The sequence below is a fragment of the Paraflavitalea speifideaquila genome (genome assembly GCF_032395985.1).
GTDB classification, from domain to species: Bacteria; Bacteroidota; Bacteroidia; order Chitinophagales; family Chitinophagaceae; genus Paraflavitalea; species Paraflavitalea speifideaquila.
This window is the reverse complement of record NZ_CP135920.1, coordinates 8,133,557-8,160,057: the sequence shown is the minus strand read 5'-3', so window position 1 is coordinate 8,160,057 and position 26,501 is coordinate 8,133,557. Positions and strand designations below refer to the sequence as shown.

Here is a 26,501-nt window from a genome sequence, read left to right as displayed (position 1 = left end):
AATGATCCATTCTATCTTTTCCCAGGGGCTTTGTAACTGGTCGTTACTTTTTCTTCTAATAAGGATACTGTATAACTAAACCGGTATTCAATCAGCTCCTTCAGCAAATTCTCTTTGGAACCGAAGTAGTAGGAAATCATTGCCAGGTTTACGGCAGCCTGGTTGGCTATATCTCTTACCGAAGTACCGTCAAACCCCTTAACTGCAAATAGCTCTTCTGCCACCAACAGGATATGCTCCCGTTTGTCTGTTTTTTCTACTGAACTCATATGGCAATGCTTTATTCAGGCACAAAACTAAACAAACGTTTAAATTAAACAATCGTTTAATTGGCATTCTTTGTTATTAATTTGTTATCCGGGCGGCAGCAAGGAGGGACTTAGTTATTAATCAATCATATATGAGGGTAAGAGTAATGGAGGAAGGTAATTGAAATTGGCAGGAGGGGTGCTTGCAAGAATTGGAGAAAGGCTATATTTTAGGTTTTATTTTATATAAAATCTGAATTCTATGAAACAGAGCTACACCCTGCTCTTGCTATGTTTTTGCCTTTCTATTTCATTTTTATCTTATTCCCAGACAGTTCAGTACCCCGAATTTTCCGTGTCCATTTACCGGTATGCTCAGGACCAGCGGTACAGTGAATATAAGAGTATGGTGTATTTGACGGATATCGACCCTAATTTGGCCAATAACTTATTTCCGATGAAGGGCAAAAGCGGCATTTCTAACAGGGATAAGGGAAATCAAACAGGTACCAATATTGATTCTTTCCGGGTTAGCATCAGTCAGGAATTAACAAAGGTGGGGCTTGAATCGCAGCTAAGCGACATACCTGATCTTTCCTATGTGATCATTGTGAACAATTTTTCTTCTTCCTTAATTAGTGCCGGGAGTTTTGGTACTAACACGTATAGCCTGACGGGTAAAGCGCGCGTGGCGGTTGTGAATGGCAAGAAGGAAGTATACATGATGAAGGATATTGACATTTCTGAGCAGGTCCAGCAGGATGTGAGCAAACTAATCAAAAATTCATTTACCAATGAGCTAGGCAATCAGGCGTCGGTGGTGAACTATACTTTGTTGTTTCAGGCGATCCAGCGGTTGGCTACTCGTGCGTAGGATACGTATATGAATGCTTTCAAAACCCGCACTATTACGTTGCCCAGTGTATACCGTGCCCGCAAGAAGTACCCTGAACTGGTGTTCTTCGATTCATTAAATAGCCGTCTGGTGGCTGATCTGAATAAAAAGCAGTGACAGAATATAAGGAGTTTATTATACCTTATGAAAGTGAGGTAACCACTTTTATTAACCAGGAGTTTCCTAAGGGATATGATACCAAGGATATTAAGATAGCGGGTCAGTATACGCTGGCCTTCTTGTATTACCTGACCTATGATAGGTTAAGCTACGGCAATCGTTGGATTTCCTGTTCGAGAATGGTAACAAGTTTTTAGGCATGAGGCTAGAGTATAACGATCGTAAACCCTACCAGGTGGAAACGGTTGCTTATTACAACAGTGTCAATGCTCCTAAGATAAGACCCGATTCTACCTCGGGTGATGTGAAGTCGGTATTTGGGGGAACAGAAAAAAGCAATGATGGCTGGTTGGTTTTGGAAAAGGGAGATACACTTAAAGGGAAGCATATCATTAAGAAGTATCATGGAACAATGATTGACTTGGATGGTTCCAATAAAGTAATTTTGAGTATACCAATGAGAAAGGGAAGACGGTACGCAAGACTTTTAAATAGGGAGAAGTCAAAACACTTTGTTTTAATCAACGTGTATTTGAAAGTCATAAATTCAAACCCAATATGGCGCAAGCTGGTTCATTAAGTATGGACTTGTTGCGGACGCGTGAATACATGCTGGAAGTTATTTACAGTAGTAATAAGATTAAACTGTATAAGGATACTTATGGCGCGGAGCCCACGAATGCTGTATTGTTTGCAAGACTTGGTGAGGCTGAATTGGCCAATCAGGGAAAAGAGTGGAATAAGAACAAACCGGAAATGATGAAGGAGTATTTTAAAGATTGCCCTACGGTAGTTGCTACGCTTGAAAAGACGGGATATGATTTGAAGACGGATAAGGGATTTGTGAAATTGGCAGAGGATTACAGTACCGCCTGTAAATAATTTCAATAAGTCAATGTTATGGTAGTGAAGTGACAGGCGTTTGCTTATTGTGGAAGCTATTTTACAAACCAGCTTTTTTGCTTCGGCAAAGTCGAAAGGAGGTAAAACGATTTGGAGTTGGATGCAGCCCATTGTAAAGCTGATTTTGGTATCAACCTGGGTGTAGGTATGGCTGCTATCCAACGGTTTGGTTTTTATGCCCGCTATATGGCTGGATTAAACGATGTATCGAAGAACAATATTGTCACCAATAGAAATCGTGGTGGCCAATTGGGTATGTATGTGCGGTTGCATTAATAGCTATGTACGCTGAATTATTGATCAATAACAAGAAGGCCGGGTAGATACCCGGCCTTGTTTAAAACCTATCCGGAACTAGAAACCGGATTAAACGGCTATGAGAAAAACGACGTTAGTTGCTATTGGCTTTCAAGTCATCATTGTTGACACCCCGTTTGCGTGATACATTTTCAGTGAGTTTGCCAAAGTTCCAGCGCAAGCCGATGCTTGCTGATCTACCTGGTCTGTAATTCCAGGTGCTCGTGCGGAAATTTTTATCGCTTAGTACACTTTTCCACTCTAAGTCCTTGTGGAAAATATTGTTGATGTTGATGGTCAGGGTGAATTTATCTTTCAGGAATTTCAGGTTTCCTCCAAAGCTGTACCAATAGTTTACGCCATAATACCCTTGTAGCTGTGCCGGTGGTTTATAGAAGTTGGTATTAAAGAAAGCGGCAATTTTTTTGGTAATATCCACATTGGTACTTAAGCTTCCCCAGCCACCCAGGCCATGGTTCTTTTGAGCAGCGTTGAGGCGGTTTTTTACGAAGTCATAACGTAATCCAAGGTTGCTGTTAATCCTCCATTTGGGCGTTACTGAAACGGTGAGGTTACCACTGAGGCCGGTAGATGAATAGCTGCCAATATTGGCGCTGGTATAGGAGGTAACACCTGTTTGGTCATTGAAGAAGGAATACCGGGCTATCTGGCTATTGCTGAAGTTTTCTGAAAGTTTAATGTTGATATTTGTTTTCCTTTAAGTACGGTAATACCCAACTCAAAAGAGTGGTATATCTCAGGATTCAGGTGTGGGTTACCAAAGTTGAGGTTGAGCGAGTCGGTATTGTTGACAAAAGGATTAAGATCCCAGATATAGGGACGGGAGAGGCGTTTGGTGTACGACAAGGATAGGGTATAAATATTGGCAAATTTGCGGGATACGAAGAAGGAAGGCATGAAGGTAAGGTAGTCTTGTTCTACAGTGGTTTTGATTTCACGAAATCACCATCGATAACAGTGCGCTCTATACGACCACCAATGCGGAAGTTGTATTTTTTGAGTGTAAAGCGAAGGGTAGTATAGGCGCTGTAAACGTATTGCCGGTAAATAAAGTTATCGGAATTGGTGCTGTCGATGGAATATTTATCATTGGGTGAATAACGGTATTGGCTCTCGTAAATAGCAGATGCATTGCGGGTAATGAGTTTAAGGCCGCTTTCCAACTTCATTTTGTTTTTGAAAGGGTGTAGGTAATCAAGTTGCCAGGTGCTTTGTCTATTAATAGAATTGTTGTGGTTGATGATTGCACGATTACTGCCGGGGCTGTACTGATCGCTTTTCTGTAAGTTTTTATCTTTGCTATAATCGTGAAACATTTTGAAGGTAAGTTCCTGTTCGGCATTGCGACGAAATTTGTGAATAAAATCGGTACCCCAATTCCATGCGGGATATCTGAAAGTAAAGTCATCGTTGAACAGGGTTCTGGAAGTATCTGCTTTATCGGGAGAAACGAGGTCGAAATAACGCTCGTTTCTATTCTTTGAATTTCCACTATTCATCGCAATATAGGAGCTTAGGGTATTCAGGCTGTCGATATCCAGGCTTAGTTCCATATTGCCATAGTTATAGAAGTTATTGTTTTTCGTTGGTTGGATGAAATACGTTTGTAAAATGCTATGGGATTGTAAGATTCAGTTTCTGATGCGCCCCTGGTTTTGAACCCATCGACTCTGTTGAGGCCATAATAACCGCTGAAACCCAATTTGCCATATTTGAAGCTGGCATTGGCATTGAGACTTGTATTGCCAATGGTGTTTTGGAAAACACCTATATTGCCATTGTAGCCTACCACTTTTTTCTTTGTGATGATGTTAATGATGCCGCCAACACCTTCGCCATCGTATTTGGCAGAAGGCGTAGTGATCACCTCAATACTTTTAATTAGGTTGGCAGGGAATGACTGCAGGGCCTCTTTCACGTTTTTGGAAAACATGGCGGTTTCTTTTCCGTTGAGTAATACTTTGTAATTACTCTGGCCGTTGAGTTGTACGTTGCCTTCGCCATCTACAGACAGGAAAGGGGTTTTACGTAAAACATCGGTAGCCATTTGTCCTGCATTGGAGGGATCAGCTTCGGCATTGTATATGAGTTTATCTTCTGAATGTTCAATGAGTGGACGGCGAGCGGTTACGGTAACGGCGGCCAAGTTTTGGCTGGAGGCACCTAATTGAATGGTGGGTATCTCAAGGAGGGCTGTGTCGCCGGTAACCTTGAATGGTAAGGATGCTTTTTCGGCAAAGCCGCTGTTGGAAGCGTAGATGATGTACTGGCCGGTATCTACTTTAGTGAATTCAAAACGGCCCTTGTTATCGGTAAAAATATTGCGCAGGGGCTTTTGCTGGTTGTTGATATGGTACAATCCAACAGTAGCAAATGGTAAGGCTTTGGTTTGTGCGCTATCCTGTACAGTGCCTTTGATAGTAATTTGTTTTTGCGCCCATACGGTGCTGGTAAGAGACGCAACGATCAGGCACAGGAATGTCCTGTACAAAGTTTGCTTTGTAAAATTCATGGCTATACTTTAAAGTTTGATGCGTTAGGGGGTAGAACTATTCCGCGATGGATCAATGCCAGGCTTTGGAGCTTGTGCTGTTTTATATAGCTAAATTATATAGTTGGACAATGGATTTGCTGTAATCTTGATCAATTGGCGCAATTGCTTGACGAAAGCGCCTAAGGAATTCTTTTGGCCTCGGTCTTGACCTTACCCTCGAACCAGATAAGTTTATCAAAGAGTCCCGATCTATTTCTTTTAAATTCAACTTTGTTATCCTTTTTAAGGCAGAGAACAGTTGTTCGGTTTCAGGGTAGGTAGTGAGTTTTTCGCTTCCATTTGGTTGTATCACAAGGCCAAGACCTTCTTTGATTATGGTAAGGGTATCACCAGAGGAAAAGACGTACTTTCCTACATATTGTTGCATCAGGCTATCAGGTAATCTGGCGGGCAGCATTGTGGGAATGGTTTGATTGGTTTTGGACCAATAATAAGTGCCAATGCCTACTTTGCCCAAGCCTAACTTATGAAGATTGCCGACTGAATCGCGTAGAAAGTCAACACATAGATAATCTTTATCAAAAAAGAAATTGTCCTTAGCCGAGGCATTGATGGTATACCTGATGCCTCCAGGGCGTTGGAAATAAAGTTGATTACCAACCTCTGTGATAATGATCAATTCATTGTTGACATTGTTGTATACGCCGGCATAGGTTTTCAGCAGCTTGTTGTCGAGTGTAATCTCCTTAAAGCTGTAAGGTTTTTCGATGGCCATGGCGGCCATTAACCGACTAAGGACCCCGATAGGTATTCTGGAATGTGAATTAAAAAGTGCTATTACAAATGCGTCTTCGTCAGGCAGGTAAAGTTCTTCTGAAACGAATCCGCTTACGGCTCCCCCATGCCTATAAGAGCGGCTGCCCTGGATATCTTGAATATGCCAACCATAACCATAAGGACTGTCCTGACCATTTTTCAGTTTAAAGGGGGTAAATGCCCGGTTCATCGTTTCTTTCTTCAGCAATATGTTTGCTTTGATGGCCTGATTCCACCGAAACATGTCTTCGGCGGTTGATTGAATACCACCGGAAGAATAGAGGGTATTCATGCTGCTGATCCTGTCGTTTACGATGCCAATTCTACCATTAATATAGCCTGATGCCTTATTCCTGATGACGGTATCAAGGGTGCAGAAGCAAGTATTGTTCATGCCTGCCGGTGTAAAGATATTTTCCTTCAGGTATTGGGCATAGGGCTTGCCCGATAGTTTTTCTACAATAAACCCCAGGAGGTAATAATTGGCATTATTGTAGTTCCACCGGGTGCCGGCAGAAAATTCAATGGGTTGGTTTTTGTAGCCATCCACCAGTTCATCAGGTGTTTTATTTTTTGCTTTTGGGTCTGGCTCGGAGGCCATGCCCGAAGTATGGGTTAATAAATGCTCAATAGTAACTGTATCAGTCAATACCTGGTAATTGGGCAGGTATTTTCTGATGTCATCTTGCAGTGAAATTTTGCCTTGTTCCACAAGTTGTAAAATGGCTACGGCGGTAAACTGTTTGGTTAAAGAACCAATGTGAAAGACCATATTCTCTTTCATGGACACCTCCAATTCCATATTGGCCATACCAAATGCCTTGCGATAGATTACCTGTCCTTTTTTGCTACCAGTATTACGCCCCCGGGTTCAGCGCTATTGGATTCGGATGCAATGAGCTTATCGAATGTTGCGGTCAACCCGGGTGAATTTGCCTGTGCATTGAGCGGCATTGTGTCTGCCAATAGTTTTTCGCGTGCCTCTGTTGTTTGAGCAAAAGCTGGGAAGGGAAGGCATAGCAATACCCGGTACAAAGCATTCTTTGTAAAAATCATGGCTATACTTTTAAAAGGATGGGGCAAAAGGGGAGCGGTTGGTAGCCGCTCCGATGTGGCTATAGAGTCGGGTTATGGCGAAAAAGCTAGTGAATATTACTTGAAGTCAACAGTGCAGGAATGGCAGGTAAGTTCAATACGTGTATGTTTGCCTTTAGTATCTCCTACGCTGCTGGTAAAATGGCGTGGGGCTACTTCACCAACTCCGGTGGTTCTGCTTTTAAATCCGGGACCATAACCTGCTACAGTGACTTCCTGCAATTTGGAGTTTGTTGTGCCATCGGCATCCTTCTTTTCTTCTTTTTTCTTCTTCTTCCTTTATTACCTCTTTTTGAAAGGGTGCAAATACGGTGGAGTAGTTCCCGATGAAGTCTACATAATAGTTCTTCAGGTTCTTTACGGGTAGTCGCACGTCGCCATATTTGTTGTTGATCTTAATGAGTGATACTTCGGGGCCAATGTTGCGGAACTTAATATCTACATTGTTTCCTTCGAGGTCAAAGCTATTGTTTAGTTGATCGATTTTTATACTGCCATATACTTTTCGGCCGTCAACTTTGTCAATGGCGTCAATAGTGTAACTATCTGCCTGGCTGCGTATGTATAGGTAGCTGCCTTTTTCATATTCAATGGTAGATGATTTGGAGTCCATGTCCAGGTCATTGATGTTTTGGGCCCGGAAAGTGCCATTGGTGAATTCTACTTCGGCTTTGTCGATATTACCCAGGTTGGCATTACAGTAATTACCGGTTAGTTTGAGGTCTTTGATATCCTGGGCATCGAGGGTACCGTTGTTTATTTCGAGCTTGGCTTCATCCACGTTCATACCAATGACTACATCACCATACTTGTTTTCAATGTCGAGCTTACAACCAGTGGGTACCAAAATGGTCATAGTGCGTACTGTTGCGGAAGCTTTAGATGAAAAACCTTTTACGGTTACTTCTTGCAGCCCACCCTGGTAGCCACCGATGCTTTGGGCAGGTGTAGCTGTTTTGGTCCTATGGGTATTGTGTTGTGCATTGACATATACATCATTGAAATAGGTGCCGCCGTTGGTCTTACTTAATTTGAGTGTTAAAGAGCCAGTGAGGATATCCACGCGGTTGCTAAAGGGTTTAATGTTAATACCATACTCTTCAAACCACTCTGCATCGGTTTTGTTTTTGCGACCACCAGCTGTGTCATAGACTAATTCCATTGTTACTTTGACCTTAGACTGATCCCAGCTTTTGATGGCTACTTTACGGGATGCGGTGACGATGCGGATAAGGGAACCTTTTGGGAGGGTACTTCCTGACTGATCTCTTTGGTAAGGGTTTGCTGGGCCTGGGTATTGGCGGTGCCAGCCATGAAGAAGGTGCCTGCCAACAGAAGGGCCGGAAAAAGTTTCTTGTTATTCATGCTTTTGTTTTTACAATTTTAAAAAGGCGGGGTTGGTTCTTTGAATGTCCGGGTAATGTTTGGCCCGGGTGTTCATTTTATTAATCTCTGATTGAAGCTCTTTCAGGAGCCAAAGTTTTTGTTGGTAAAGCTGAATGAGTTTGTCTACTACATTGTCATTCAGGCCATAGAGACGTACATCCTGTTTAACTTTTTTCTCCTCTCCTTCCAGGTCGAGCCATTGTTTTTTAAAGACATGGAAATAGCCTGGGCTTTCGGTATAGATGGGCGTGTTTTCCAGTTTTTTTACCTGATAGTTTATTATAGTAGTGTAGTTGTCTTCTATGGCTTTTAAAGGGGATATGGGTTTGGCATGTTTATTATTTTCTTCCTTTTTGGCCAACCTGGGGACAGTCCTGACATAAGTTTTAGGGGGTATATTTTTTTGCTGGGCTGTTCCTGTATGGACTCGTCATTTGCCGGGTTGAATGCAGTACCAGTAGATGAATCCACCCGGCCAGCCGGCTCCGGGCTTTTACTGTTATTATTGGTGTTGGCGGGTGGTCTGACTGCCATTTCGGGTTTTGCCGAGCGTTGTAACTGGTAGATCAATATGGATATGGCAGCCAGGATAACGGCGGCAGCTATCCATTTGGCCATTAAAGAAACAACGGGTTTTTAGCCACTTTCGTTTCGCGCTGAATATGCTTCCAGACTTGCGGGCGTGGAGGCTTTTCAGTATCCAGCTCATCGCGGTGATCAAAGAGGTATTTTTAAATTCATCCATGACGTACCAATTGTTTTAGTAACCTTTCTTTTAAGAGTTGCCGGGCCCGGTGATACTGGCTTTTGGAAGTAGACAAGGTTATTTCAAGGGCTTCGGCAATTTGCTGGTGGGAGTAGTTTTCAATGACATAGAGGTTGAAAACTTCCCGGCAGCCGCCCGGCAGGCCTTTGATCTCCTGGTGAATTTGTTCAAAACTGATGCCTTGCAACCAATTGTCACCTTCGGCATGGGGATCACTCATATACTCTTCTTCTACAGGTTGCCAGCGTATGCTTTTTTTTTACATGGCGTATACATTCGTTAACGATGATCCGGCGTAGCCAGGGTTCAAACAAGTGTTGTTCCCTTAGCTGGTGTAAACTTTTGAATGCGGTAATGAAAGACTCCTGTAAAATATCTTCGGCATCGGGGCGGGTACCAGTCATCCGTACACAAATACTGAACATTTTCTGCGCAAATTGTTCATAGAGTAAGGTCCGGGCTTCATCATCGCCCTGGCTTGCTTTTCTCACTATTGCCGTTAGTATGTGTGCTATTTTTTCCAATGCCGTTCTGATAATAAGAGGGAGGTACTGTAAAAAGGTTGGAAAGAAAGTTCAACTATTTTTCTGGCCCAAGGTACGAAGGAGGAGTGGCTCTGGGAGCAGGTACCGGGAGCCGGTTGCCAGTAACCGGTTGCCAGGGCATGGCAATAGCCTGGGGCTGGGGGATGATATTTCCCAGATCCCGTTTGTCGAGGATACCAGTTACGGGAAGCCGGGAAAGGGGAGAAGAGGCGCTGGTGTCTATGGAATACGGATGGGAAGGGGGAGGGTCTCTATAAAGTCTCTATAAGGTCTCAATAAGGTCTCGATAAGGGTGCCCAATATTTTGTAGGAAAGTGGCACCGGAAGGAGTGTTGGCGTTGGGGGTTAAAGTACCGCGACTTTGGTATTCAGATAACAAGACAAGCGCTATATATAAGATACGAAAAAAACCGCCTAAAAGCGGGTTTATGATGGTTAGGAACAGGACTATTTTTGGGCATCAGGAAAGCTCCAGGAATGGCTTGTTTTGGAGTATTTTTCGATTTTCTGCATCAAGTCATCGGTGAGTTTGGGTAAAATATCCAGGGCTTTGAGGTTTTCGGTGAGTTGTTCATTTTTGGTGGCGCCCAGGATGGCTGTGGTAACGTGGGGGTTTTTAACGGTCCAGGCGATGGCCAGGGTGGCGAGTGGAACCTCTATTTTCTTAGCCAGCTCGGCCAGTTTTTTTACTTTTTTAATTTGTCGTCCTGCAACCAGCGGTCTTTTAACCAGTCAAACCCGGCAATGGCCATCCGTGAACCATCGGGAATGCCTTCATTGTATTTGCCGGTGAGTAAGCCTGAAGCGAGGGGGCTCCAGATAGTGGTGCCCAGCCCCACCTGCCGAAAAACGGGGGTATAATCCTGTTCCATCCTGAAACGCTCGAACATATTGTATTGTGGCTGTTCCATGGTGGGGCCTATGAGGCAATACTGTTGTGCTACGCGGTGGGCTTCCATAATTTCGGCTGCGCTCCATTGGCTGGTACCCCAATAGAGAATTTTACCTTGTTGTATCAAGTTGTGCATGGTCCAAACCACCTCTTCAATGGGGACGGTAGGGTCGGGACGGTGGCAGAAAAACAGGTCCAGGTAATCTACCTGCAGTCTTTGCAAGGCTTCGTGGCAAGCTTCAAAGAGGTGTTTGCGGCTAAGACCGGTTTGGTTGGGCCGATTTGTTTTTCCCCGCCATCCAAAAATGCTTTGGAGGACAATACATAGGAGGTACGATCCCATTGTTTCTTTTTTGAGAATGCGGCCCATCATCTTCTCGCTTTCGCCAAGGGCATATACTTCGGCATTGTCGAAGAAATTAATCCCATTGTCATAGGCAATGCCCATCAATTCGTCGGCAATGTTGTCGTCTACCTGTTTGTGAAAGGTAACCCAACTGCCAAAGGATAGTACGCTTAGTTCCAGGCCTGAACGACCTAGTTTACGATATTCCATAGAAGATGATTTGAGGGATCAAAAATACGGAATACGAAATACTGGAGATAGCATCCAGGGACCAGAATCCGGAATAGGGAGGCGGGGGATTATTGTATGAACGTGGAGTCGGAGGTCAGAAAACGGCCGGTGGCCTGGTAGAACTCTTTCCAGGTGAGGTTTTGGGCTGCTTTTAATCCTGCGCCGGCGTGAAGGGTTTGGGTGCGTTGGTGAATGCGGGTAGGCACATTGGTATAAAATTCCTGTTTATTCTGATCCCACCAAAGTTCGGAGGTGCGCAAGGTGTCGCCGTTGACCATGCTGATGACGACCACGCTATCGCGGAGCAATACTTTACGTTCGTTTACAAAGTATTTGGCATACCGGGCATCGAGGATGCTTTCAATGCGGGAGGTAGTGTCGTAAAAATCTACATGGAGGGTTTTGGGGAATTCCATATAGGCTGAATCGGTGGTTCTGCGAAGCATAAAGGGGGCGGTGAGTTTGGCTTTTACAATGCCTTTTCACTGAAGTAGCTTTCTATTTGTTTGGCTTCTTCGAGTGTAACCTTTGTTGAAAACAGGTTATCTACGTCCCGTTGGTCATTCTCGCAAGCTGCCAGAACAAAACAGCAGCCCAGGAGAAGGGCTGCTGTACGAAGGAAATATGGTAAAGAATGCCTTTGCATGTATTAATCGTACTTATACTTCTGGAACCAAATATCGCTTAAAGATAATCCAATACCTACACGGAAAAAGCTTTCGCGTACGAGGCTGGTATTGTCGCCGCGGCGGCCAAATTCGAAAACGGCATTGATAACGGAAAATTGGTTGGTATAGGCGGGTTTGCGCATGGGGAGGCCTATGCCTGCCGAAAGGGTCCAGGTGGGTAGTTCCTGATCGACGCGGATATAATCCTTTCCGAATGCAAAGCCGGCGCGGTAGCTTACAAAGTTCCAATAGGATTTACCACCAGAAGGGGTAAGTTGCCCGCCAATCTTCATTTGCCAGGCGTCCTGTACTTTGTCTTTTTCACCAAAAAAGCGGTAATTACTCCATTTTTGTTGGGCATAGTCTACGCCAATCTGCCATTTGCCCAAGCGGTCGAAGAGAACACCGCCGCCAAAGGAAACGGGATAAGTTACATTACCTGCAATATCGTTTTGGCGGTATACGGAGTCAATACTTTGGGGTGCACCACTATTGGTATTGTATTCAAAAGTTTCGCGGATTATATCCTGGTGGCCATTAAATTTAGCCTGGACGTTGCCATAGGCGCCAAAGCGAAGCCAATGTTCTTTATTCAGCCGGGCGGTATATTGCACACCTGCGTTGACCAATAGGCCACCGTAATTGCTTTTGGTTTCGTGGTTGGATTTATAGAAATAAGCCAGGGTATCGAGGATGGCTTTTCGGGTGCTATAGTCTTTAGTACCAAACACATAGCCAATATTCACGCCCACGGTAAGATCTTTGGTGATGGCTACGCCTGTTCCGATATGGGCTTCATAGGCACCGCCATTACCTTCATACAGGGTGCTCACATCAAAAGTGTCGCCGGGAGTACCTAGGTAAAGGCGTTCTCCCTGTCCAATCTTGTAATTGATGCGTGTAAGGGGTCGGAGTCCGAGGTTTAATCCCCATCCACCGCCTTTTTTTAGGGGAAAGCCAGCTGAACGTAAGAAATATTGGGGCTGTAGGACGAGAATTTCCGGGCCGGATTATTGGCGCGTAAAGTCCTGTTTACATATTCTACTCCCAAGTCGAGGGTGGTAGCCTGCAAACGGCCATAGGAGGCGGGATTGATAAAATTGACGGTATTAAAATCGTAGTAAGCTGCAGATACGCCTCCCATACCGCGATTGAGGATATTTTGGCCGGGAACTACATCACCCAGTCCATATCGCGAGTAAGGTGAGTTTTCGGTTTGTGCCTGTGCAAAGGAGAGCCAACATAAGCAGACTATTCCTAACAGATTGATTTTCTTATACATTGTTGTGCTCACTAATGGCATAAAGGCCTTTATAGATTAAATTAGGGTCTGCAAATATCTTGTTTTTCAGATGATAGACAAAAAAGGGTGTATCACCCCGGTTAAGAGGACGTTAAAGTTCTTGTATTTTTCATCATAAAATTCTATTATTCCGTCGATTTCTTTTGCCATTCCAAGGATAACTCCACTCAGGATGTTGGTACGGGTATCGTAGCCAATGAGGGATAGATTCCAGTCTTTTTTGACCAAGGGGAGTTTTGCGGTGAAGGTATTCAGGGATTTAAACCGCATTTCCATGCCGGGTGAGATGGCGCCTCCGATAAATTCATGGAATTTATTGACAAAATTATAGGTGACAGCGGTGCCTAAGCCAATAACCAGGTTATTATTCCCGGGAAAGAGGTGAACGGCGGCTGATACCATGGCCAGGCGGTCGGCCCCAATATCTTCGGGTTTACCTACGGGGGTGGTGACGGGAAGTTTGGACTGATGATCGAGTTTATGGAAACGGGTAGCGGCTTTCAACATGGTTTCCATACCGGGATTGTGGTTGATTACGGAAGACAGGATGGATCTCGATGGCCGATATTGCTGTATCAGCTGTTGGATGGTATCATCCTGGTCGTTTTCCAATACCAGCAGGTCTTTCAGGGTATCCCCTTCAAATACGGCACATTTGAGCCTGGTATTGCCGAAATCAAAGCAAAGCGTTGTTTGGGACATATGGAATGCAAGGATACGGAAGAAAGTCGGAAAGTCGGGAAGACCGGAAGCCGGAAAGTGCGAAAGGCGGGTCCGGAAGGCCGGGTCCTGACGCCGGAATTTTGAAATAAGTCGCCTGCATCAGGAAGGCTGTAGATTGGAGGGCGATTAGATATCGATATCCAGATCGAAAGCCGAAAGGTTGCGAAAATGGCCATTGAGTTTTACTTTTTCTTTCAGTTGTTCCATTTCCATGAGCATGGGTAATACTTTTTGGAGGTGGCGCTTAATATATTCCTGGCGCTGCAATTCTTTCAAGAGTCCCAGGAGTTCATATTCTTCTTCGAGGGAAAGGCCGGCATGGTGGCCTACGTCGTATGTTTGTAACAGTTCTTCAGGTTTTTTGAAATCTTTGCTTATGTTGAGCATGCGGTGCAATTCTTTAACACCGGCAATAACTTTTTGCATGAGTAGGCGATTGCCGGCATCTTCATCATTGTCGGGATAGTTAACGATGGCGCCGCTATAGAGTTTGTCGGGGACGGTTTTGATCACCTCCAGCACGCGAAACACTTTTAGTCCTTGTGTTTTGACATCCATTTCACCATTGTCGTAGGTTTGCACAATATCGGTAAGCTGCACGAGGGTGCCCATTTCCTGTAAACGATTGTTTACCACCGTAGGTATCCCAAAGGGTTTTTTACTTTCAAAAGATTCTGTGATCAGCTGTTTATACCTGGGTTCAAAAATATGGAGGTGTACTTTTTCGCCCGGGAAAACTACAATGCCCAATGGGAAGATGGGAATGAAATTAGTCATGTTACAAAGTAACGAAATCGATCAGCGTTAAAAAGCACAAATCGGCAGTTTGAAATGCCTATTTTTATGATTTTTGTAAAAAGACATGCATGTCATTTTTATCGGTTGTAATTATTACGTTTAACGAGGAAAAAAATATAAAGAGATGCCTGGAAAGTGTTCAGTCTGTGGCTGATGAGGTAATAGTGGTGGATTCTTTGAGTACGGACGGAACGAAAAGGATATGCAATGAGTTTGGGGTGCGTTTTATAGAACAGGCATTTTTGGGTTATATAGAACAGAAAAATTTCGCCCTGGACCAGGCATCTCATGACCTAGTATTGTCTTTGGATGCAGATGAGGCTATCGATGAAGTGCTAAAAGGGGCTATTTTACGGGTGAAACAGGAAGGTGTTGCTGCAGACGGTTATATTATGAGCCGCTGCTCGAATTATTGTGGGAAATGGATCAGGCATGGGACCTGGTACCCGGACAGAAAATTGCGCCTGTTTAACCGACAAAAAGCCCGCTGGGGTGGGGTAAACCCGCATGACAAAATAGTATTGGGCGCCGGTGCCCGGACGGGGCGGTTAGGGGGATATTTTACATTATTCTTATTATACTTTTTCCGAACATATTGCGCAGCTCAATAAATTTACCAGTATACAGGCCAAAGCGATGTATGAGCAGGGTAAAAAGTCTTCGGTGCTGAAGCTGCTGTTGAGCCCGGCAGCTGCCTTTTTATCGGGTTATATTATCAGGAGGGGCTTTATGGATGGAATTGCGGGGTTGATGATTGCCAGGTCGGTATCGTACCAAACCTTTGCTAAATATGCCAAATTGCTGGAATATCAACGTAGTGAGACAAAAGTGAATCCTCAATAGTCAATGGTCAATAGGCAATGGAGTTGCAAGGTTATTAGTTCAATTATTCAGTGGTAGGTAATTTTTAAGATTAGTTGAGATACATTTTAAATGTTATTATTTCATGACGATCAGCGGATTTAGTTTTGTACGAAATGCCACGAAGCTCTATTATCCGGTAAAGGAATCCATTGAATCCATTTTACCGATCGTGGATGAATTTGTTATAGCGCTTGGGAAAGGGGATGCTGATGACCATACCTTAGCGGAAATACAACAAATTAAATCTGAAAAGATCCGGATCGTACATACGGAGTGGGACCTCCAGACGTATACCCATGCTAGTGTATATGCGCAACAAACAGATGTAGCAAAAAATGCCTGTAAGGGCGACTGGTTGTTTTACCTGCAAAGTGACGAAGTGATCCATGAGAAATATTTGCCGTTGATCAGGGCGCGATGTGAGGAATTGCTGGAAGATAGAGAGGTGGAGGGGTTGCTTTTCAAATACCGGCATTTTGGGGGAATTATTCGCGGTATATGGTTTCGCATTCCTGGTATCCCAAAGAGATCCGTATCATTCGTAATGACCCCACTATTCATTCCTGGAAGGATGCGCAATCGTTCAGGCGTATTCCTGATTTTGACGGGAAGAATTATTTCCAGAAGCAAAATACATTTAAGTTAAAAGTGGCCAGTGTGGATGCGATGGTATATCACTATGGCTGGGTAAGGCCGCCACGACTGATGCAGAAGCGAAGAAAGTCTTTTGCTGCTGATATACATGGTGAAGTGAGGGCCGGAGAGATATTTGAAAGTCAGGAGGAAATATTTGATTATGGAACAAGGGCTCGATTACGACCATTCAGGGAAACGCATCCTGTAGTAATGAAAGATTTTATTAAAAAGTTTGATTGGGCCGACCAGATAGGTATTAAACCGCCCCAGGGCATGGAACAAAAGCATGACCGGGTAAAGTACCGGTTATTGACGGCTGTGGAAGAGTCCTTGCTGGGCGGGGAGCAGATTGGGGATTTAAAAACTATTCGTTACTGAAAAGATAAATGATGGGTAGGCAGGCAAATACGAACTGGGAGCAATTGTTACGGGGCATACGGCAGCAGGCTGTAAAAGAAATTGCCAGGGGTATTTCGCTTGTGGAAAATGAGGCAGCGGGTTATGAAGAGTTGTTGTTATCGCTTCCAGTCCTTCACGATACAAAGATCATTGGTATAACAGGGCCGCCGGGAGCCGGAAAAAGTACGTTGGTTGACGCCTTGATCGGTACGGTGAGTAAGGATGGGAAGAAAGTAGGGGTATTGTGTGTTGACCCTTCATCGCCCTTTAACCTGGGTGCTTTGCTTGGCGACAGGATACGGATGAGTGAATGGTACAATGATCCGAATGTGTTTATCCGCTCCTTAGCTACCCGGGGTTCGCTGGGAGGGTTGCATCCTAAGATCATAGAGATCACTGAACTGCTGAAGGCAGCGGACTTTGACTATATAATTGTAGAAACGGTGGGGGTTGGCCAGAGTGAGATTGAAATTGCCGGGCTGGCAGATGTAACAGTGGTGGTAATGGTGCCAGAGGCAGGAGATGAAGTACAAACAATGAAAGCGGGGCTGATGGAGATCGCTGATATTTTTGTGGTCAATAAAGCGGACAGGCCGGATGCGAACCAATTCGTAAAAACCTACGATTAATGCTGGCGCCAGCATTTAATAATCACCAGCGAGAAGTGCCGGTATTTAAAACGGTGGCATCCCAAAAACAGGGTATTGCTGAATTGTATGCCGCTATTAATATATTACTACAAGAGGAAAATGACGATACGAAAAAGCCTGGCTGTTGACAGAAAGGGCTTATTACTTGGTGCAGCAAAAGCGCATGAAAGATGTCCGGAAAGACCTTTTGCAGCAAACGATATTGGAACAGCTGCGGGATGGCAAGTTTAATTTGTACCGATTAGTTGAAGGAATATAGAAGTCTGAAGCCCTCTCTTAATTTTCACCGCTCCATTTAATATGTTTACCGAAATGGTTTTACCGCCCATGCAAGGGTAGGTAGTTTTGACTTATAAAATTATATGTCATGAAAAAGTTATTAACGGTAACGGTATTGGTTGCCATCATTATGCTGAGTGGTTGCCTTTCGGCGGTGCACCCGCTTTTACGGAAAAGGACCTGGAATTTGACCCCAAGCTGGTGGGTTCGTGGCAGGCGGATGGGATTGATGAGGTTTACACTTTTCAACAGGGAACGGCTGAAAGTTTTGAAAGGTTTCCGGAAGAGATAAAAGGGTTGGCCTCAAGGCGTATGTACTTACGGTAATGGGGCGGGAATCGAAAGAGGAAAAGAGGAAATATTATGTATTTCTGGCACGTATTGGAAAACATCAGTACCTGGATTACTATCCGATAGAAACAAAAATGCAAAAGAAGTATGCTGCATTTTACAAATCATCTTATGTAAGGATGCACAGTTTTTTCCGTTTGCTATCAGGTGAATACGGGAATAGCATAAAGATCGGGCAGTTTGCCGACAGCTATCTTCAGAAGCTGATTGAACAGAAGCAGATACGTATCCGGCATGAGAAGAAGATAGATGGCTCTTATGTTATTACTGCCCCAACGGAGGAGTTGCAACAGTATGTGGCTAAGTATGGGGATGTAGATGAAGCCTTCCAGGACAATAAGACTTTTACTAAAATACAATAACACCTAAACCAATTATATGGTAAAGATATTTTTGCTGATCAGTAGTTTCCTGCACCCGGGATTGATACAAGTATCGGGTATTAACAGTCTTCAACCGGTTACTACTTATGAAACCATCGTTGCCGACCAACGTATCACGGGTACATGGACAGCTGGCGAGGAAGAAGTAGTGATTGAAAGATTGCCTAATAGCAAGATCCTTAAAGAAGATGGTAGTAATGAAAGGAAGTTGCCTTTAGGCGAAAACGACAAGGAAGTCAGTTTCTACTCAAAAACTTATGCGGTAACGATTAAACAACATAACATAGCCTATATTATGCTGGGAATGCTTACCCGTATCAATGGCCAGCTATACATGGATATCTTGCCGTTGGGAGCTAAGGACGGAGCAAATGATAGTGGCTTTGAATTTTCCAACTATTACCTGCCTGTTTTCAATATTGCCAGGATCGATTTTACAAAGGATGGCAAATTGTCTATTAACTACCTAAACGGTTCATTTATCAAAGAGCAGGTAATCAATGGAAGGATACGGTTGAAGCATGAAAAAGACCGTGGTTTTGATACTTTTCTGCTCACTGCTTCTTCTTTTGAACTGAGGCAATTCCTGGAAAAGTATGGCCCTGATGAAAGGTTGTATAGTGAGGCGGGTACAACCGTTTTAACCAGAAAATGATAATGGTATGATGGTAAACAAACGTCGCTGGTTCTATCATCCTTTTTCCGGTTAATGCAGCACCTGGTTTTCTGGGTGCTGTCTTTCGTGGTATTTGTGCAGTTATTTAAAACGGGAGTGAGGACCGAAAGGATAGATCTTATTTATACAGGGCTGTTCCATGCCACGATTATTCCTGTGGTTTATATTAATCTGGGAGGGCTGCTTCCACGCCTGGCCAATTATCGTTATTGGCGCTTGTATATGGTAGGGGTTATTTTATTGGTTGTACTGTTTAGTTGGTTGAATTATAGTTTTTCCAGGACTGGTCGAAATACCTGCTGCCCAATTACTTTTTCATATCCTATTTTACGGTTTGGGAAGTGGGGCTTTTTTGTGGTGTACCTTGCTATTACTTCGTTGTTGAAATTGTCGCGGTCATGGTTTGTGGTGAACGATTTGCAACACCGTTTGCTGCAAATGGAAACGGAGAAGGTGCAGATAGAGTTGAAGGCATTGAAAGCGCAGGTAAATCCTCATTTCTTTTTAATACGCTGAATGGTATTTATTCGCTGTCGCTGGATAAAGACGATCGTTTGCCACAAACTGTATTGCAGCTTTCGCACTTGATGCGTTATTTTCTGTATGAATCAGGTGATGACCTGGTGCCGCTGGAAAAAGAATGGCAGGTAATGGAAGATTATATTGCCTTACAGGAAATCCGTTCCAACGAAAAGTTGCAGCTGGAAAAAGGGTGGAAGGAGAGATCAGGGATCAGCGTATAGCTCCGCTCTTATTAATAACTTTCCTGGAAAACGCGTTTAAGCATGGAGCCAAGGGAAATACAGGGAGGGTTCATATCAACCTATTATTGCAGGTATTGCCAAATAAACTCCAATTTGAGGTGCAGAATACACGCGGAAAGGTAGATGAAGTGGCAAATACAGGTTATAAAGGAGTGGGCCTTGAAAATGTACGGCGCAGGTTGGAATTGTTATACCCGGACAGACATGTTTTAATGACGCGGGAAACGGCCGAAGACTTTATTGTTACACTTGAATTGCAGGTATGAGTAACTTGTATAAATGCCTGGTGGTAGAAGATGAACCGCTGGCGCAGAATGTGCTGAAAAATACATTGCCGGTCACCCCCTGCTGGAGCTTGCTGGTATTTGTGGGGATGCCCTGGAAGCACAGAAATGGCTGGCTCGGCAAGATGCTGCTATTGTATTCCTGGATATTAATTTGCCCCGGTTGTCGGGAATCAGTTTTATTAAAAGTCTTTCGCAGCCTCCGTTGGTAATCTTTACAACTGCCTATCCCGAATTTGCTGTTGAAGGGTTTGAGTTGAACGCGGTGGATTACCTGGTGAAGCCTTTTTCCCTGGAACGATTTCTCAAAGCCATTAATAAAGCAATGGAAAAGTTGGAACGAAAGACTCCTGGGGATACAGCTGCCGCCACGTCCATCTTTATTAAGGCCGATAAGAAGGTGTATAAGGTAAACTTTGCGGATATTCTGTATATCGAGGCATTGGACGATTATGTGAAAGTGGTTACGACACAAGGGCATTACCTGGTACATGATACATTAAAAAGCCTGCAGGAGGAATTGCCGGCAGGTTGGTTCATACGGGTGCATAAAAGTTATATCATCGGGGGAATAAAATTGTCTTTATTGAAGGCAATTATATCAAGATAGGTGACTGGGATATCCCCATTGGGGCTTCGTACCGGGAGGAGGTGTTTGCCAGGCTGAAAATATAGCTTGAGGGGCGGAAGGTGGGAAAGTCCGGAAGACAGAAAGTTGAGAAGAGGGTTAGTCAGTTAACCTGGGAAACGGAAAAGCCCGTAAACACCACTGAGCGGCCCTGCCTTGCTTGCTGACTTTCGGACTTTGTTGACTTCCTGACTCTCTTTCCGATTTTTGGCTTTCTTTGCAGCTTTATTTTACGCTATGCCCTTTAATCCAGGCAATAAAATATTAATAATTACTGCACCCTCTGGTGCCGGCAAGACATCGATCACCCGGCATTTGTTGGCGCATTTTCCTCAATTGGCTTTTTCTGTATCTGCGGCTACCCGAGGGGCGCGTGGTAATGAAAAAGATGGTGTGGACTACTATTTTATGGGTGTGGAGGATTTCCAGGAAAAGATTCGCAACCAGCAGTTTGTGGAGTGGGAAATGGTATATGAGGGCAAATATTATGGTACTTTGAAGTCGGAATTAAGCCGGATATGGGGTAACCACCAGGTACCGGTGCTGGATATTGACGTAAAAGGAGCCATTCATGTACAGCAGCAATACCCCAATACAACCCTGTCTGTTTTTATAGAACCTCCTTCCGTAGATGAACTAAAGCGGCGCCTCGAATCGCGGGGTACCGAAACGGCCGAGAGCCTGCAGGCGCGGGTCAACAAAGCCTCTTATGAGATCTCCTTCAAGCATCATTTTCACCATATTGTGATCAATGCCGAGCTGAAAAAGGCACGGGAAGAAGCAATGGGTATTGTGCGGGATTTTCTGGCCTTAAAATAGTAATCTTTCTCAATAAGTTATGTAATCCATCGTTCTTTTTATAAATTCGTATCCCAAGTATGAGTTTAGTTGTCATAATAGCCATTGTGTTAGCGATCTTGTTCGTCGCTTATTTTTCGGGTATCGAAGTGGCGTTCACATCCGCTAACCGGTTGAATATTGAGCTGAAGAAAAACAGGGCTCCAGCAGCAGTTTGTTATTGAGTAGTCTTTTCGAGAATCCCTCTCGTTTTATTGGCGTTAATATTGTTGGGTTTAATTTTTTCCTGGTAGTAGCGGTACTGCTGGGAAGTGCCAGTTGGAATATGGCGATTCCCTGGAAGCGGTTCGACAGTTATGTGATGGCTTACCTGGTGCCGTTGCGAATGTTTCTGGAGATCGTGCTTTCCTGGTTACTGATCATAATTCTGGGTGAGTTTATCCCCAAGGCGATATTCCGGGCAAAGGCTGATAGTTTATTGTCTTTTGCTGCCCGTACGGGATTGCTGGGGTTATGTGACCAGTTGTTTAATTGGGCCAGTGTAACGGCGGTAAAGATCTCGGTATTTGTGCTCAATATCATTTTTGATATGCGCATTGATAAAAAGAAGCCTCCTTTTTCCCGGGCCGACCTGGAGCAGTTCAATACACAGAACAATGAGCATCATAACCAAAGCCAGGACCTGAAGGCGGAGTTGTTTGAAAATGCACTTTCCTTGCCAAAGGTTAAGGTGCGGGAATGTTTGGTACCGCGGAAAGAGATAGAGGCGGTAGATATTAAAACGACTGTGGAAGAGGTGCGCAAAACATTTGTAGATACGAAGCTGAGTAAATTGGTTGTATATGATGGGGATATTGACCATATCCTGGGCTATGTGCACCAGCTGGGGCTTTTTAAAGGGCCAGCCACTATAAAAGACATGTTATTGCCTATTCCGGCTATTCCGGAAAGTATGAGCGCCACGGACTTGATCACGAAGTTCAGCAAAGAGCGGAAGAGTATTGCCTGGGTGGTGGACGAATTTGGTGGTACAGCTGGCATTGTTACCATGGAAGACCTGCTGGAGGAGATCTTTGGGGAAATCAAGGATGAATTTGATGTAGAGGAGTTTGAGGATAAAAGGGTTTCTGAAGACGAGTTTATTTTGAGCGGCAGGCTGGAACTGGATTATTTAAAGGAAAAATATGGGCTTGAGTTTCCCGACCAGGATTCGGAGACCCTCTCTGGTTTTATCATTCAGCAGCATGAAACGATCCCCAAGCTTAGGGAGCGTATTATCATTGGGGATTATGAATTTGACGTCATGAGTGTGAGTGATACCCGAATCGAGACGGTACGGTTAAAGATACTGAAATGACCGTTGTAGCTGACTGGCAACCAGTAATCTACTCAATCACTTCATATTAACAAGCTTTCTTGACCAATCCAACGTGATAACACGTACATTTGCCCCGCTTTTACCAAGATTTTATTATACCAGTATTAGTCAATGGCGTTATCGTTTTTAACAAAAGGAAGGCAGACAATCCGGAGATGACCTTTATAGATCACCTGGAAGAATTGCGGTGGCATATCATGCGATCTGTGCTGGCCATTCTTATTGGTGCTATTGTAGTGTTTATCTACATTGATTGGATATTTGATACCATTATAGCGGGACCACTGCAGGCTAATTTTTACACATATTCAGCGCTTTGTAAATTCAGCCAATGGGTAGGTGCTGGCGACTCGCTGTGCCTGCCACCCCCTAAAGTAGCAGAGTTGCAGACAACTACTTTCGGCGCCTCTTTCATGAGCAGTATCACGATTGCTTTTGTTGGTGGTTTTATATTTGCTTTCCCCTATATATTCTGGGAATTCTGGCGTTTCGTAAAACCAGCCCTGAGTCCCAAGGAGTTGAAAAGTACCCGGGGGCGATCTTTTTTGTTTCCATCTTCTTTTTCCTGGGGATATGTTTTGGGTATTTTCTGCTGGCCCCTTTCACTTTTAGTTTTCTGGCCAATTATACGATTGGTACCAAGGCGATCCTGGTAGCGCGGCCTACGTTGTCGGACTATATGGAGAACCTGGTTGATATTATTATAGGTTCGGCACTGGCTTTCCAATTGCCGGTGGTGTCGTATGTTTTAACGCGGATAGGGCTTATCACTCCTAATTTCCTGAAAACTTACCGGAAGTATGCGTATGTAGCGATCCTGGTAATTGCGGCTATTATTACTCCTTCACCAGACTGGATGAGCCAAATGATCGTTTTCATTCCACTGGCCATACTGTATGAGTTCAGTGTTTTGATTTCCAAACGGGTATATAAGCGGGAGCAGGAAAAAGCTAAGAGGGACTGGTAATTCTAAGCGTATTAAATTTCAATAAGTTAAGTATGTTATCTTCTTTCGACCTCTCTAAGCCAATTGCTATTGGCAGTGACCATGCAGGTTTTGAATACCGGGTAGCCTTGGTAAAATGGCTCAATGAAAAAGGGTACCAGGTAAGTGATATGGGGGTATATGAGAATAAATCGGTGGATTACCCCGATTATGCGCACCCAGTAGCTGAAAGCGTGGAGAAAGGGGAAACGGCTTTTGGTATTTTGCTTTGTGGTAGTGCCAATGGGGTATGTATAACGGCCAATAAACACCAGGGTATCCGGGCAGGGCTGGCTTTCCAAACGGATGTAGCGCAGTTGATCCGCCAGCATAATGATGCTAATATTATCTGCATTCCCGCCCGATTTGTAGCCTTGGAATACGCCAAACAAATGGTCGGTATTTTTATCAATACGGCTTTTGAGGGTGGGCGCCACCAAACCAGGGTAGATAAGATAGCCTGCAGTTAATTTGATAATTAGGTAATTCGATAAATTGAAAATGCCTCAGTTTGTAGTCACTACAAGCTGAGGCATTTGCTTTATATATCTTTTATTAAAGTATTACCAACCCAGGAGGTAGGCAAAGATCAGCGGCGCTACAATGGTAGCATCGCTTTCTACAATGAACTTGGGGGTATTGATATCCAGTTTGCCCCAGGTGATCTTTTCGTTGGGTACTGCACCTGAATAGGAGCCATAAGAAGTGGTAGAGTCGGAGATCTGACAGAAGTAGCTCCAGAAAGGAACATCATGCCATTCTAAATCCTGGTACATCATGGGCACTACGCAAATGGGGAAATCGCCGGCGATGCCTCCACCGATCTGGAAAAAGCCAACACCTTTGCCGCCGCTGTTCTGGCGATACCAGTCGGCCAGGAATACCATATACTCAATACCATTTTTAACGGTGGTTGCTTTCAATTGGCCTTTGATCACGTAGCTGGCGAAGATATTACCGGTGGTACTGTCTTCCCAACCTGGAACGATGATGGGGATGTTCTTTTCGGCAGCAGCTACGATCCAGCTGTCTTTGGGATCAATTTCATAATGTTCTTTTAACACACCGCTGAGTACTACCTGGTATAAGAATTCGTGGGGAAATAACGTTCGCCTTTGGCTTCGGCATCATTCCACACTTTTACCAGGTGTTTTTGTAAGCGACGGAAGGCCTCTTCTTCTGGAATACAGGTATCTGTAACACGGTTGTAATGATTTTCCAGCAGGTCCCACTCGTCCTGGGGAGTCAGGTCGCGGTAATTGGGTACGCGCTTATAACTGTTATGGGCCACCAGGTTCATAACATCTTCTTCGAGGTTGGCACCTGTACAGGATATGATCTGTATTTTATCCTGGCGGATCATTTCGGCCAGGGAAATACCCAGTTCTGCCGTACTCATGGCGCCTGCCAGGGTAACCATCATTTTGCCACCTTCGAGGAGGTGCGTTTCATATCCTTTGGCTGCATCGATCAGTGCTGCAGCGTTGAAGTGACGGTAGTGATGTTGGATAAACTGGGAAACAGGTCCTTTAGCCATGATAATTCAGAATTTTTGTGGCGGCAAAGTTAGTATAAATAAACAAAAGGTGAGCTGCCTATGGCAACCCACCTCTCTCTTTCCAACTAAAACCAACTTAAACTGTTTTATATCACTGTTTTCTTTTCTTTCTTGAACACTTCCCATCCGGCTGATCCATTTGATTTTAATATCAGGTTTTGATCGCCATTCTGGAGTGTGATGTAATAACTTGTGGTGTTATTGGATGCCATTTCAAACAGGTCGGTGATCCAATATTGGCCATAAGTTTTCTTCAGGTCGGCCAGTAAATTGATAGGCAACTGGGCAGAGATGATATTACGGGTTACGGCTGTAAGGTCACCTTCTTTAGAATAATAAGCGAACATTACCTGGTCGTTCAGTTTGAAAGTAGCCTTGGCGAAATCTTTGTTGCTTTCCCAGCTTACATCCTGGGCTCCGGAAAAGTCTTTCTTAAAGGCATTGATTACTTCCTGGCTAACTGTTTCGGCGAAATGGGCAAAGGAGGAACTGATACCTACTGTTAACATTAAGGCCCATACTAACATCATCTTTTTCATAGTAAATATTTTATGTGAATTATGTTGATTGTTTTTCCGTCGCCTCTCTTTCAAATTTCCTACACTATATACGACGCAGGTTTTTTTCAAATGTTACAACTTAGCGGATAAATTCTTTTTTTTTTTTTAAAAAGGTATAGGTTGCCACTACTATAAGCTTCCAATACTACCCGTGTTTTTCATTTTCCAGGCTTACTACATAGCTGGTTTCGCCAGCCTTACTGTACTCAATGGCGTCCTGCAATTGGTACCCATCGTAATTATTATGGAGGCTTTTGAGAATGGCCATGGGTAGGGCGGCTGTTGTAATATAACGGCCCATAGCCAGGAGTTTACCATCTTCTTCGAAGAATGCATTGACCTGTTCATTATTATATACAAACTTGGCATGGTACAACGAATGCTCTTTTAAGGATTGCCAAACTATGTACTGTGCGCCGGTAAATTCTTTTTCCAGGGCAGCTTGTAATTGAGGGCTTACTTTTTCTCCATTACCAGGAGTAATTGCATAACTAAATACACTGATCAACATCAACAGTGCAACAAAAATTTTTTCATGACTTTACTTTATTATTGGTTTAATGACTAATGGCTTTGATTAAGCCAGCACAAAAATAGTGTTGCCGTTAGTTCGTGTCAAGTGAATAGTGATTAGTGGTGGCCAATGTTAAAGCAGGTTAAGGATTGTTGTTGAATGTTAGTGTTCTAATGAAGCGGTGGAATGATGAAACATTTACTGGGTAAGGGTTTCCGGCGATAGATAAAACATCATTCAAGAATAA

At 43.9% G+C, this 26,501-nt stretch carries 46 protein-coding genes and 1 pseudogene; 24 read left to right on the top strand and 23 right to left on the bottom strand.

Translation table 11 applies throughout. From position 1 onward, the window contains the following. Window positions 1-11: 11 nt before the first annotated feature. Window positions 12-269 (bottom strand): TetR family transcriptional regulator, encoded by a 258-nt coding sequence (locus RS881_RS56070; RefSeq protein ID WP_315818732.1) that lies wholly within the window; start codon window positions 267-269, stop codon window positions 12-14. A 241-nt stretch (window positions 270-510) separates the two neighbouring features. On the opposite strand from RS881_RS56070, the gene RS881_RS56065 reads away from it, so the two are divergent. The 6 genes from RS881_RS56065 (at window position 511) to RS881_RS56040 (ending at window position 2,442) form a co-directional block, all read left to right on the top strand. Beyond that, window positions 511-1,122: a hypothetical protein gene (locus RS881_RS56065; protein WP_315818731.1), complete on the top strand. Its 612-nt coding sequence runs from the start codon at window positions 511-513 to the stop codon at window positions 1,120-1,122. Between the two features lie 9 nt (window positions 1,123-1,131). Next, window positions 1,132-1,260: a hypothetical protein gene (locus tag RS881_RS56060; RefSeq protein WP_315818730.1), complete on the top strand. Its 129-nt coding sequence runs from the start codon at window positions 1,132-1,134 to the stop codon at window positions 1,258-1,260. Then, entirely contained in the window at window positions 1,257-1,460 is a 204-nt protein-coding gene (locus RS881_RS56055; RefSeq protein WP_315818729.1) for a hypothetical protein, read from the top strand. The genes RS881_RS56060 and RS881_RS56055 overlap by 4 nt, the downstream gene beginning before the upstream one ends. 38 nt (window positions 1,461-1,498) lie before the next feature. Then, complete coding sequence (locus tag RS881_RS56050) at window positions 1,499-1,843, top strand: hypothetical protein (protein WP_315818728.1); 345 nt, start codon at window positions 1,499-1,501, stop codon at window positions 1,841-1,843. Then, window positions 1,822-2,145, top strand: coding sequence for a hypothetical protein (locus tag RS881_RS56045; RefSeq protein WP_315818727.1), 324 nt, complete (start codon window positions 1,822-1,824; stop codon window positions 2,143-2,145). The genes RS881_RS56050 and RS881_RS56045 overlap by 22 nt, the downstream gene beginning before the upstream one ends. A 111-nt stretch (window positions 2,146-2,256) precedes the next feature. Further along, complete coding sequence (locus RS881_RS56040) at window positions 2,257-2,442, top strand: hypothetical protein (RefSeq protein ID WP_315818726.1); 186 nt, start codon at window positions 2,257-2,259, stop codon at window positions 2,440-2,442. A 115-nt stretch (window positions 2,443-2,557) separates the two neighbouring features. Here RS881_RS56040 and RS881_RS56035 read toward each other — a convergent pair whose 3' ends face one another. The 18 genes and pseudogenes from RS881_RS56035 to RS881_RS55950 all read right to left on the bottom strand — a co-directional run bounded on the left by RS881_RS56035 (window position 2,558) and on the right by RS881_RS55950 (window position 14,526). Beyond that, window positions 2,558-3,130, bottom strand: a complete 573-nt coding sequence (locus RS881_RS56035; protein WP_315824943.1) for an outer membrane beta-barrel protein — start codon at window positions 3,128-3,130, stop codon at window positions 2,558-2,560. After that, window positions 3,127-3,381 carry an outer membrane beta-barrel protein gene (locus RS881_RS56030; RefSeq protein WP_315818725.1) on the bottom strand — a complete coding sequence of 85 codons (255 nt, stop codon included), beginning with the start codon at window positions 3,379-3,381 and terminating at the stop codon, window positions 3,127-3,129. Before RS881_RS56030 ends, RS881_RS56035 begins: the two co-directional genes overlap by 4 nt. A gap of 20 nt (window positions 3,382-3,401) precedes the next feature. Continuing rightward, the gene (locus RS881_RS56025; protein WP_315818724.1) at window positions 3,402-4,037 is read right to left on the bottom strand and encodes an outer membrane beta-barrel protein; all 636 of its coding nucleotides are present in this window, start codon (window positions 4,035-4,037) and stop codon (window positions 3,402-3,404) included. Continuing rightward, window positions 4,028-4,996 (bottom strand): TonB-dependent receptor, encoded by a 969-nt coding sequence (locus RS881_RS56020; RefSeq protein ID WP_315818723.1) that lies wholly within the window; start codon window positions 4,994-4,996, stop codon window positions 4,028-4,030. Before RS881_RS56020 ends, RS881_RS56025 begins: the two co-directional genes overlap by 10 nt. 82 nt (window positions 4,997-5,078) lie before the next feature. Continuing rightward, window positions 5,079-6,605, bottom strand: a complete 1,527-nt coding sequence (locus RS881_RS56015; RefSeq protein WP_315818722.1) for a serine hydrolase — start codon at window positions 6,603-6,605, stop codon at window positions 5,079-5,081. Window positions 6,606-6,625: 20 nt separating this feature from the next. Next, the gene (locus RS881_RS56010) at window positions 6,626-6,850 is read right to left on the bottom strand and encodes a hypothetical protein (protein ID WP_315818721.1); all 225 of its coding nucleotides are present in this window, start codon (window positions 6,848-6,850) and stop codon (window positions 6,626-6,628) included. Between the two features lie 220 nt (window positions 6,851-7,070). Further along, complete coding sequence (locus RS881_RS56005) at window positions 7,071-8,051, bottom strand: DUF4097 family beta strand repeat-containing protein (protein ID WP_315818720.1); 981 nt, start codon at window positions 8,049-8,051, stop codon at window positions 7,071-7,073. Between the two features lie 38 nt (window positions 8,052-8,089). Then, complete coding sequence (locus RS881_RS56000; RefSeq protein WP_315818719.1) at window positions 8,090-8,254, bottom strand: hypothetical protein; 165 nt, start codon at window positions 8,252-8,254, stop codon at window positions 8,090-8,092. A gap of 10 nt (window positions 8,255-8,264) precedes the next feature. Further along, on the bottom strand, window positions 8,265-8,636 hold the full coding sequence (locus tag RS881_RS55995) for a hypothetical protein (RefSeq protein ID WP_315818718.1): 372 nt from the start codon (window positions 8,634-8,636) through the stop codon (window positions 8,265-8,267). 141 nt (window positions 8,637-8,777) lie between these two features. Beyond that, window positions 8,778-9,020, bottom strand: a complete 243-nt coding sequence (locus tag RS881_RS55990) for a hypothetical protein (protein ID WP_315818717.1) — start codon at window positions 9,018-9,020, stop codon at window positions 8,778-8,780. After that, entirely contained in the window at window positions 9,013-9,261 is a 249-nt protein-coding gene (locus RS881_RS55985; RefSeq protein ID WP_315818716.1) for an RNA polymerase sigma factor, read from the bottom strand. The genes RS881_RS55990 and RS881_RS55985 overlap by 8 nt, the downstream gene beginning before the upstream one ends. Next, window positions 9,254-9,532: an RNA polymerase sigma factor gene (locus RS881_RS55980; protein WP_315818715.1), complete on the bottom strand. Its 279-nt coding sequence runs from the start codon at window positions 9,530-9,532 to the stop codon at window positions 9,254-9,256. Before RS881_RS55980 ends, RS881_RS55985 begins: the two co-directional genes overlap by 8 nt. A 501-nt stretch (window positions 9,533-10,033) precedes the next feature. Next, window positions 10,034-10,225 carry an aldo/keto reductase gene (locus tag RS881_RS61325; RefSeq protein ID WP_350340359.1) on the bottom strand — a complete coding sequence of 64 codons (192 nt, stop codon included), beginning with the start codon at window positions 10,223-10,225 and terminating at the stop codon, window positions 10,034-10,036. Between the two features lie 47 nt (window positions 10,226-10,272). After that, complete coding sequence (locus RS881_RS55975; RefSeq protein WP_315818714.1) at window positions 10,273-11,034, bottom strand: aldo/keto reductase; 762 nt, start codon at window positions 11,032-11,034, stop codon at window positions 10,273-10,275. 89 nt (window positions 11,035-11,123) lie between these two features. Next, window positions 11,124-11,501 carry an LPS export ABC transporter periplasmic protein LptC gene (gene lptC / locus RS881_RS55970; protein WP_315818713.1) on the bottom strand — a complete coding sequence of 126 codons (378 nt, stop codon included), beginning with the start codon at window positions 11,499-11,501 and terminating at the stop codon, window positions 11,124-11,126. A 203-nt stretch (window positions 11,502-11,704) separates the two neighbouring features. Beyond that, window positions 11,705-13,005: pseudogene (bamG, locus tag RS881_RS55965) on the bottom strand (beta-barrel assembly machine protein BamG). A 66-nt stretch (window positions 13,006-13,071) separates the two neighbouring features. Next, a complete protein-coding gene (locus RS881_RS55955) occupies window positions 13,072-13,728 on the bottom strand; it encodes a type III pantothenate kinase (RefSeq protein ID WP_315818710.1) in 657 nt (218 codons plus the stop codon). 147 nt (window positions 13,729-13,875) lie between these two features. Next, window positions 13,876-14,526 (bottom strand): LON peptidase substrate-binding domain-containing protein, encoded by a 651-nt coding sequence (locus tag RS881_RS55950; protein ID WP_315818709.1) that lies wholly within the window; start codon window positions 14,524-14,526, stop codon window positions 13,876-13,878. An 89-nt stretch (window positions 14,527-14,615) separates the two neighbouring features. Between RS881_RS55950 and RS881_RS55945 the strand changes: the two genes are divergently transcribed. The 18 genes from RS881_RS55945 (at window position 14,616) to rpiB (ending at window position 24,092) form a co-directional block, all read left to right on the top strand. Beyond that, complete coding sequence (locus RS881_RS55945; protein ID WP_315818708.1) at window positions 14,616-15,158, top strand: glycosyltransferase family 2 protein; 543 nt, start codon at window positions 14,616-14,618, stop codon at window positions 15,156-15,158. Between the two features lie 52 nt (window positions 15,159-15,210). After that, entirely contained in the window at window positions 15,211-15,390 is a 180-nt protein-coding gene (locus RS881_RS55940) for a hypothetical protein (protein ID WP_315818707.1), read from the top strand. A gap of 103 nt (window positions 15,391-15,493) precedes the next feature. Next, on the top strand, window positions 15,494-16,057 hold the full coding sequence (locus tag RS881_RS55935) for a glycosyltransferase family protein (protein ID WP_315818706.1): 564 nt from the start codon (window positions 15,494-15,496) through the stop codon (window positions 16,055-16,057). Between the two features lie 11 nt (window positions 16,058-16,068). Continuing rightward, window positions 16,069-16,425 carry a hypothetical protein gene (locus tag RS881_RS55930; RefSeq protein ID WP_315818705.1) on the top strand — a complete coding sequence of 119 codons (357 nt, stop codon included), beginning with the start codon at window positions 16,069-16,071 and terminating at the stop codon, window positions 16,423-16,425. A 44-nt stretch (window positions 16,426-16,469) separates the two neighbouring features. Beyond that, entirely contained in the window at window positions 16,470-17,075 is a 606-nt protein-coding gene (gene meaB / locus RS881_RS55925) for a methylmalonyl Co-A mutase-associated GTPase MeaB (RefSeq protein WP_315818704.1), read from the top strand. After that, entirely contained in the window at window positions 17,075-17,224 is a 150-nt protein-coding gene (locus RS881_RS55920) for a hypothetical protein (protein WP_315818703.1), read from the top strand. The genes meaB and RS881_RS55920 overlap by 1 nt, the downstream gene beginning before the upstream one ends. A 239-nt stretch (window positions 17,225-17,463) precedes the next feature. After that, entirely contained in the window at window positions 17,464-17,667 is a 204-nt protein-coding gene (locus RS881_RS55915; RefSeq protein ID WP_315818702.1) for a hypothetical protein, read from the top strand. A 34-nt stretch (window positions 17,668-17,701) separates the two neighbouring features. After that, entirely contained in the window at window positions 17,702-18,088 is a 387-nt protein-coding gene (locus RS881_RS55910; RefSeq protein WP_315818701.1) for a hypothetical protein, read from the top strand. Between the two features lie 16 nt (window positions 18,089-18,104). Further along, window positions 18,105-18,764, top strand: a complete 660-nt coding sequence (locus RS881_RS55905) for a hypothetical protein (RefSeq protein ID WP_315818700.1) — start codon at window positions 18,105-18,107, stop codon at window positions 18,762-18,764. Window positions 18,765-19,126: 362 nt separating this feature from the next. Then, complete coding sequence (locus RS881_RS55900) at window positions 19,127-19,528, top strand: histidine kinase (protein ID WP_315818699.1); 402 nt, start codon at window positions 19,127-19,129, stop codon at window positions 19,526-19,528. Beyond that, entirely contained in the window at window positions 19,498-19,815 is a 318-nt protein-coding gene (locus RS881_RS55895) for a LytS family sensor histidine kinase (RefSeq protein ID WP_315818698.1), read from the top strand. Before RS881_RS55900 ends, RS881_RS55895 begins: the two co-directional genes overlap by 31 nt. Further along, the gene (locus tag RS881_RS55890; RefSeq protein ID WP_315818697.1) at window positions 19,812-20,045 is read left to right on the top strand and encodes a hypothetical protein; all 234 of its coding nucleotides are present in this window, start codon (window positions 19,812-19,814) and stop codon (window positions 20,043-20,045) included. Before RS881_RS55895 ends, RS881_RS55890 begins: the two co-directional genes overlap by 4 nt. Beyond that, on the top strand, window positions 19,946-20,443 hold the full coding sequence (locus RS881_RS55885; protein WP_315824942.1) for a LytR/AlgR family response regulator transcription factor: 498 nt from the start codon (window positions 19,946-19,948) through the stop codon (window positions 20,441-20,443). Before RS881_RS55890 ends, RS881_RS55885 begins: the two co-directional genes overlap by 100 nt. Window positions 20,444-20,698: 255 nt before the next feature. Then, the gene (gene gmk, locus RS881_RS55880) at window positions 20,699-21,280 is read left to right on the top strand and encodes a guanylate kinase (RefSeq protein WP_315818696.1); all 582 of its coding nucleotides are present in this window, start codon (window positions 20,699-20,701) and stop codon (window positions 21,278-21,280) included. A gap of 199 nt (window positions 21,281-21,479) precedes the next feature. After that, window positions 21,480-22,616: a hemolysin family protein gene (locus RS881_RS55875; RefSeq protein ID WP_315818695.1), complete on the top strand. Its 1,137-nt coding sequence runs from the start codon at window positions 21,480-21,482 to the stop codon at window positions 22,614-22,616. 89 nt (window positions 22,617-22,705) lie between these two features. Beyond that, the gene (locus tag RS881_RS55870; RefSeq protein ID WP_350340054.1) at window positions 22,706-23,293 is read left to right on the top strand and encodes a twin-arginine translocase subunit TatC; all 588 of its coding nucleotides are present in this window, start codon (window positions 22,706-22,708) and stop codon (window positions 23,291-23,293) included. A gap of 11 nt (window positions 23,294-23,304) precedes the next feature. Further along, a complete protein-coding gene (tatC, locus tag RS881_RS61320) occupies window positions 23,305-23,604 on the top strand; it encodes a twin-arginine translocase subunit TatC (RefSeq protein ID WP_350340053.1) in 300 nt (99 codons plus the stop codon). A gap of 32 nt (window positions 23,605-23,636) precedes the next feature. Then, complete coding sequence (gene rpiB, locus RS881_RS55860) at window positions 23,637-24,092, top strand: ribose 5-phosphate isomerase B (protein WP_315818694.1); 456 nt, start codon at window positions 23,637-23,639, stop codon at window positions 24,090-24,092. Window positions 24,093-24,185: 93 nt separating this feature from the next. On the opposite strand, the gene RS881_RS55855 is transcribed toward rpiB, so the two are convergent. The 4 genes from RS881_RS55855 to RS881_RS55840 form a co-directional block, all read right to left on the bottom strand. Continuing rightward, window positions 24,186-24,686 carry a deoxyhypusine synthase family protein gene (locus RS881_RS55855; protein ID WP_315818693.1) on the bottom strand — a complete coding sequence of 167 codons (501 nt, stop codon included), beginning with the start codon at window positions 24,684-24,686 and terminating at the stop codon, window positions 24,186-24,188. 11 nt (window positions 24,687-24,697) lie between these two features. Beyond that, complete coding sequence (locus RS881_RS55850) at window positions 24,698-25,159, bottom strand: deoxyhypusine synthase family protein (protein WP_315818692.1); 462 nt, start codon at window positions 25,157-25,159, stop codon at window positions 24,698-24,700. A 107-nt stretch (window positions 25,160-25,266) separates the two neighbouring features. Then, complete coding sequence (locus tag RS881_RS55845) at window positions 25,267-25,719, bottom strand: hypothetical protein (protein WP_315818691.1); 453 nt, start codon at window positions 25,717-25,719, stop codon at window positions 25,267-25,269. A 166-nt stretch (window positions 25,720-25,885) separates the two neighbouring features. Beyond that, on the bottom strand, window positions 25,886-26,254 hold the full coding sequence (locus RS881_RS55840; RefSeq protein ID WP_315818690.1) for a hypothetical protein: 369 nt from the start codon (window positions 26,252-26,254) through the stop codon (window positions 25,886-25,888). Between the last annotated feature and the right edge of the window lie 247 nt (window positions 26,255-26,501).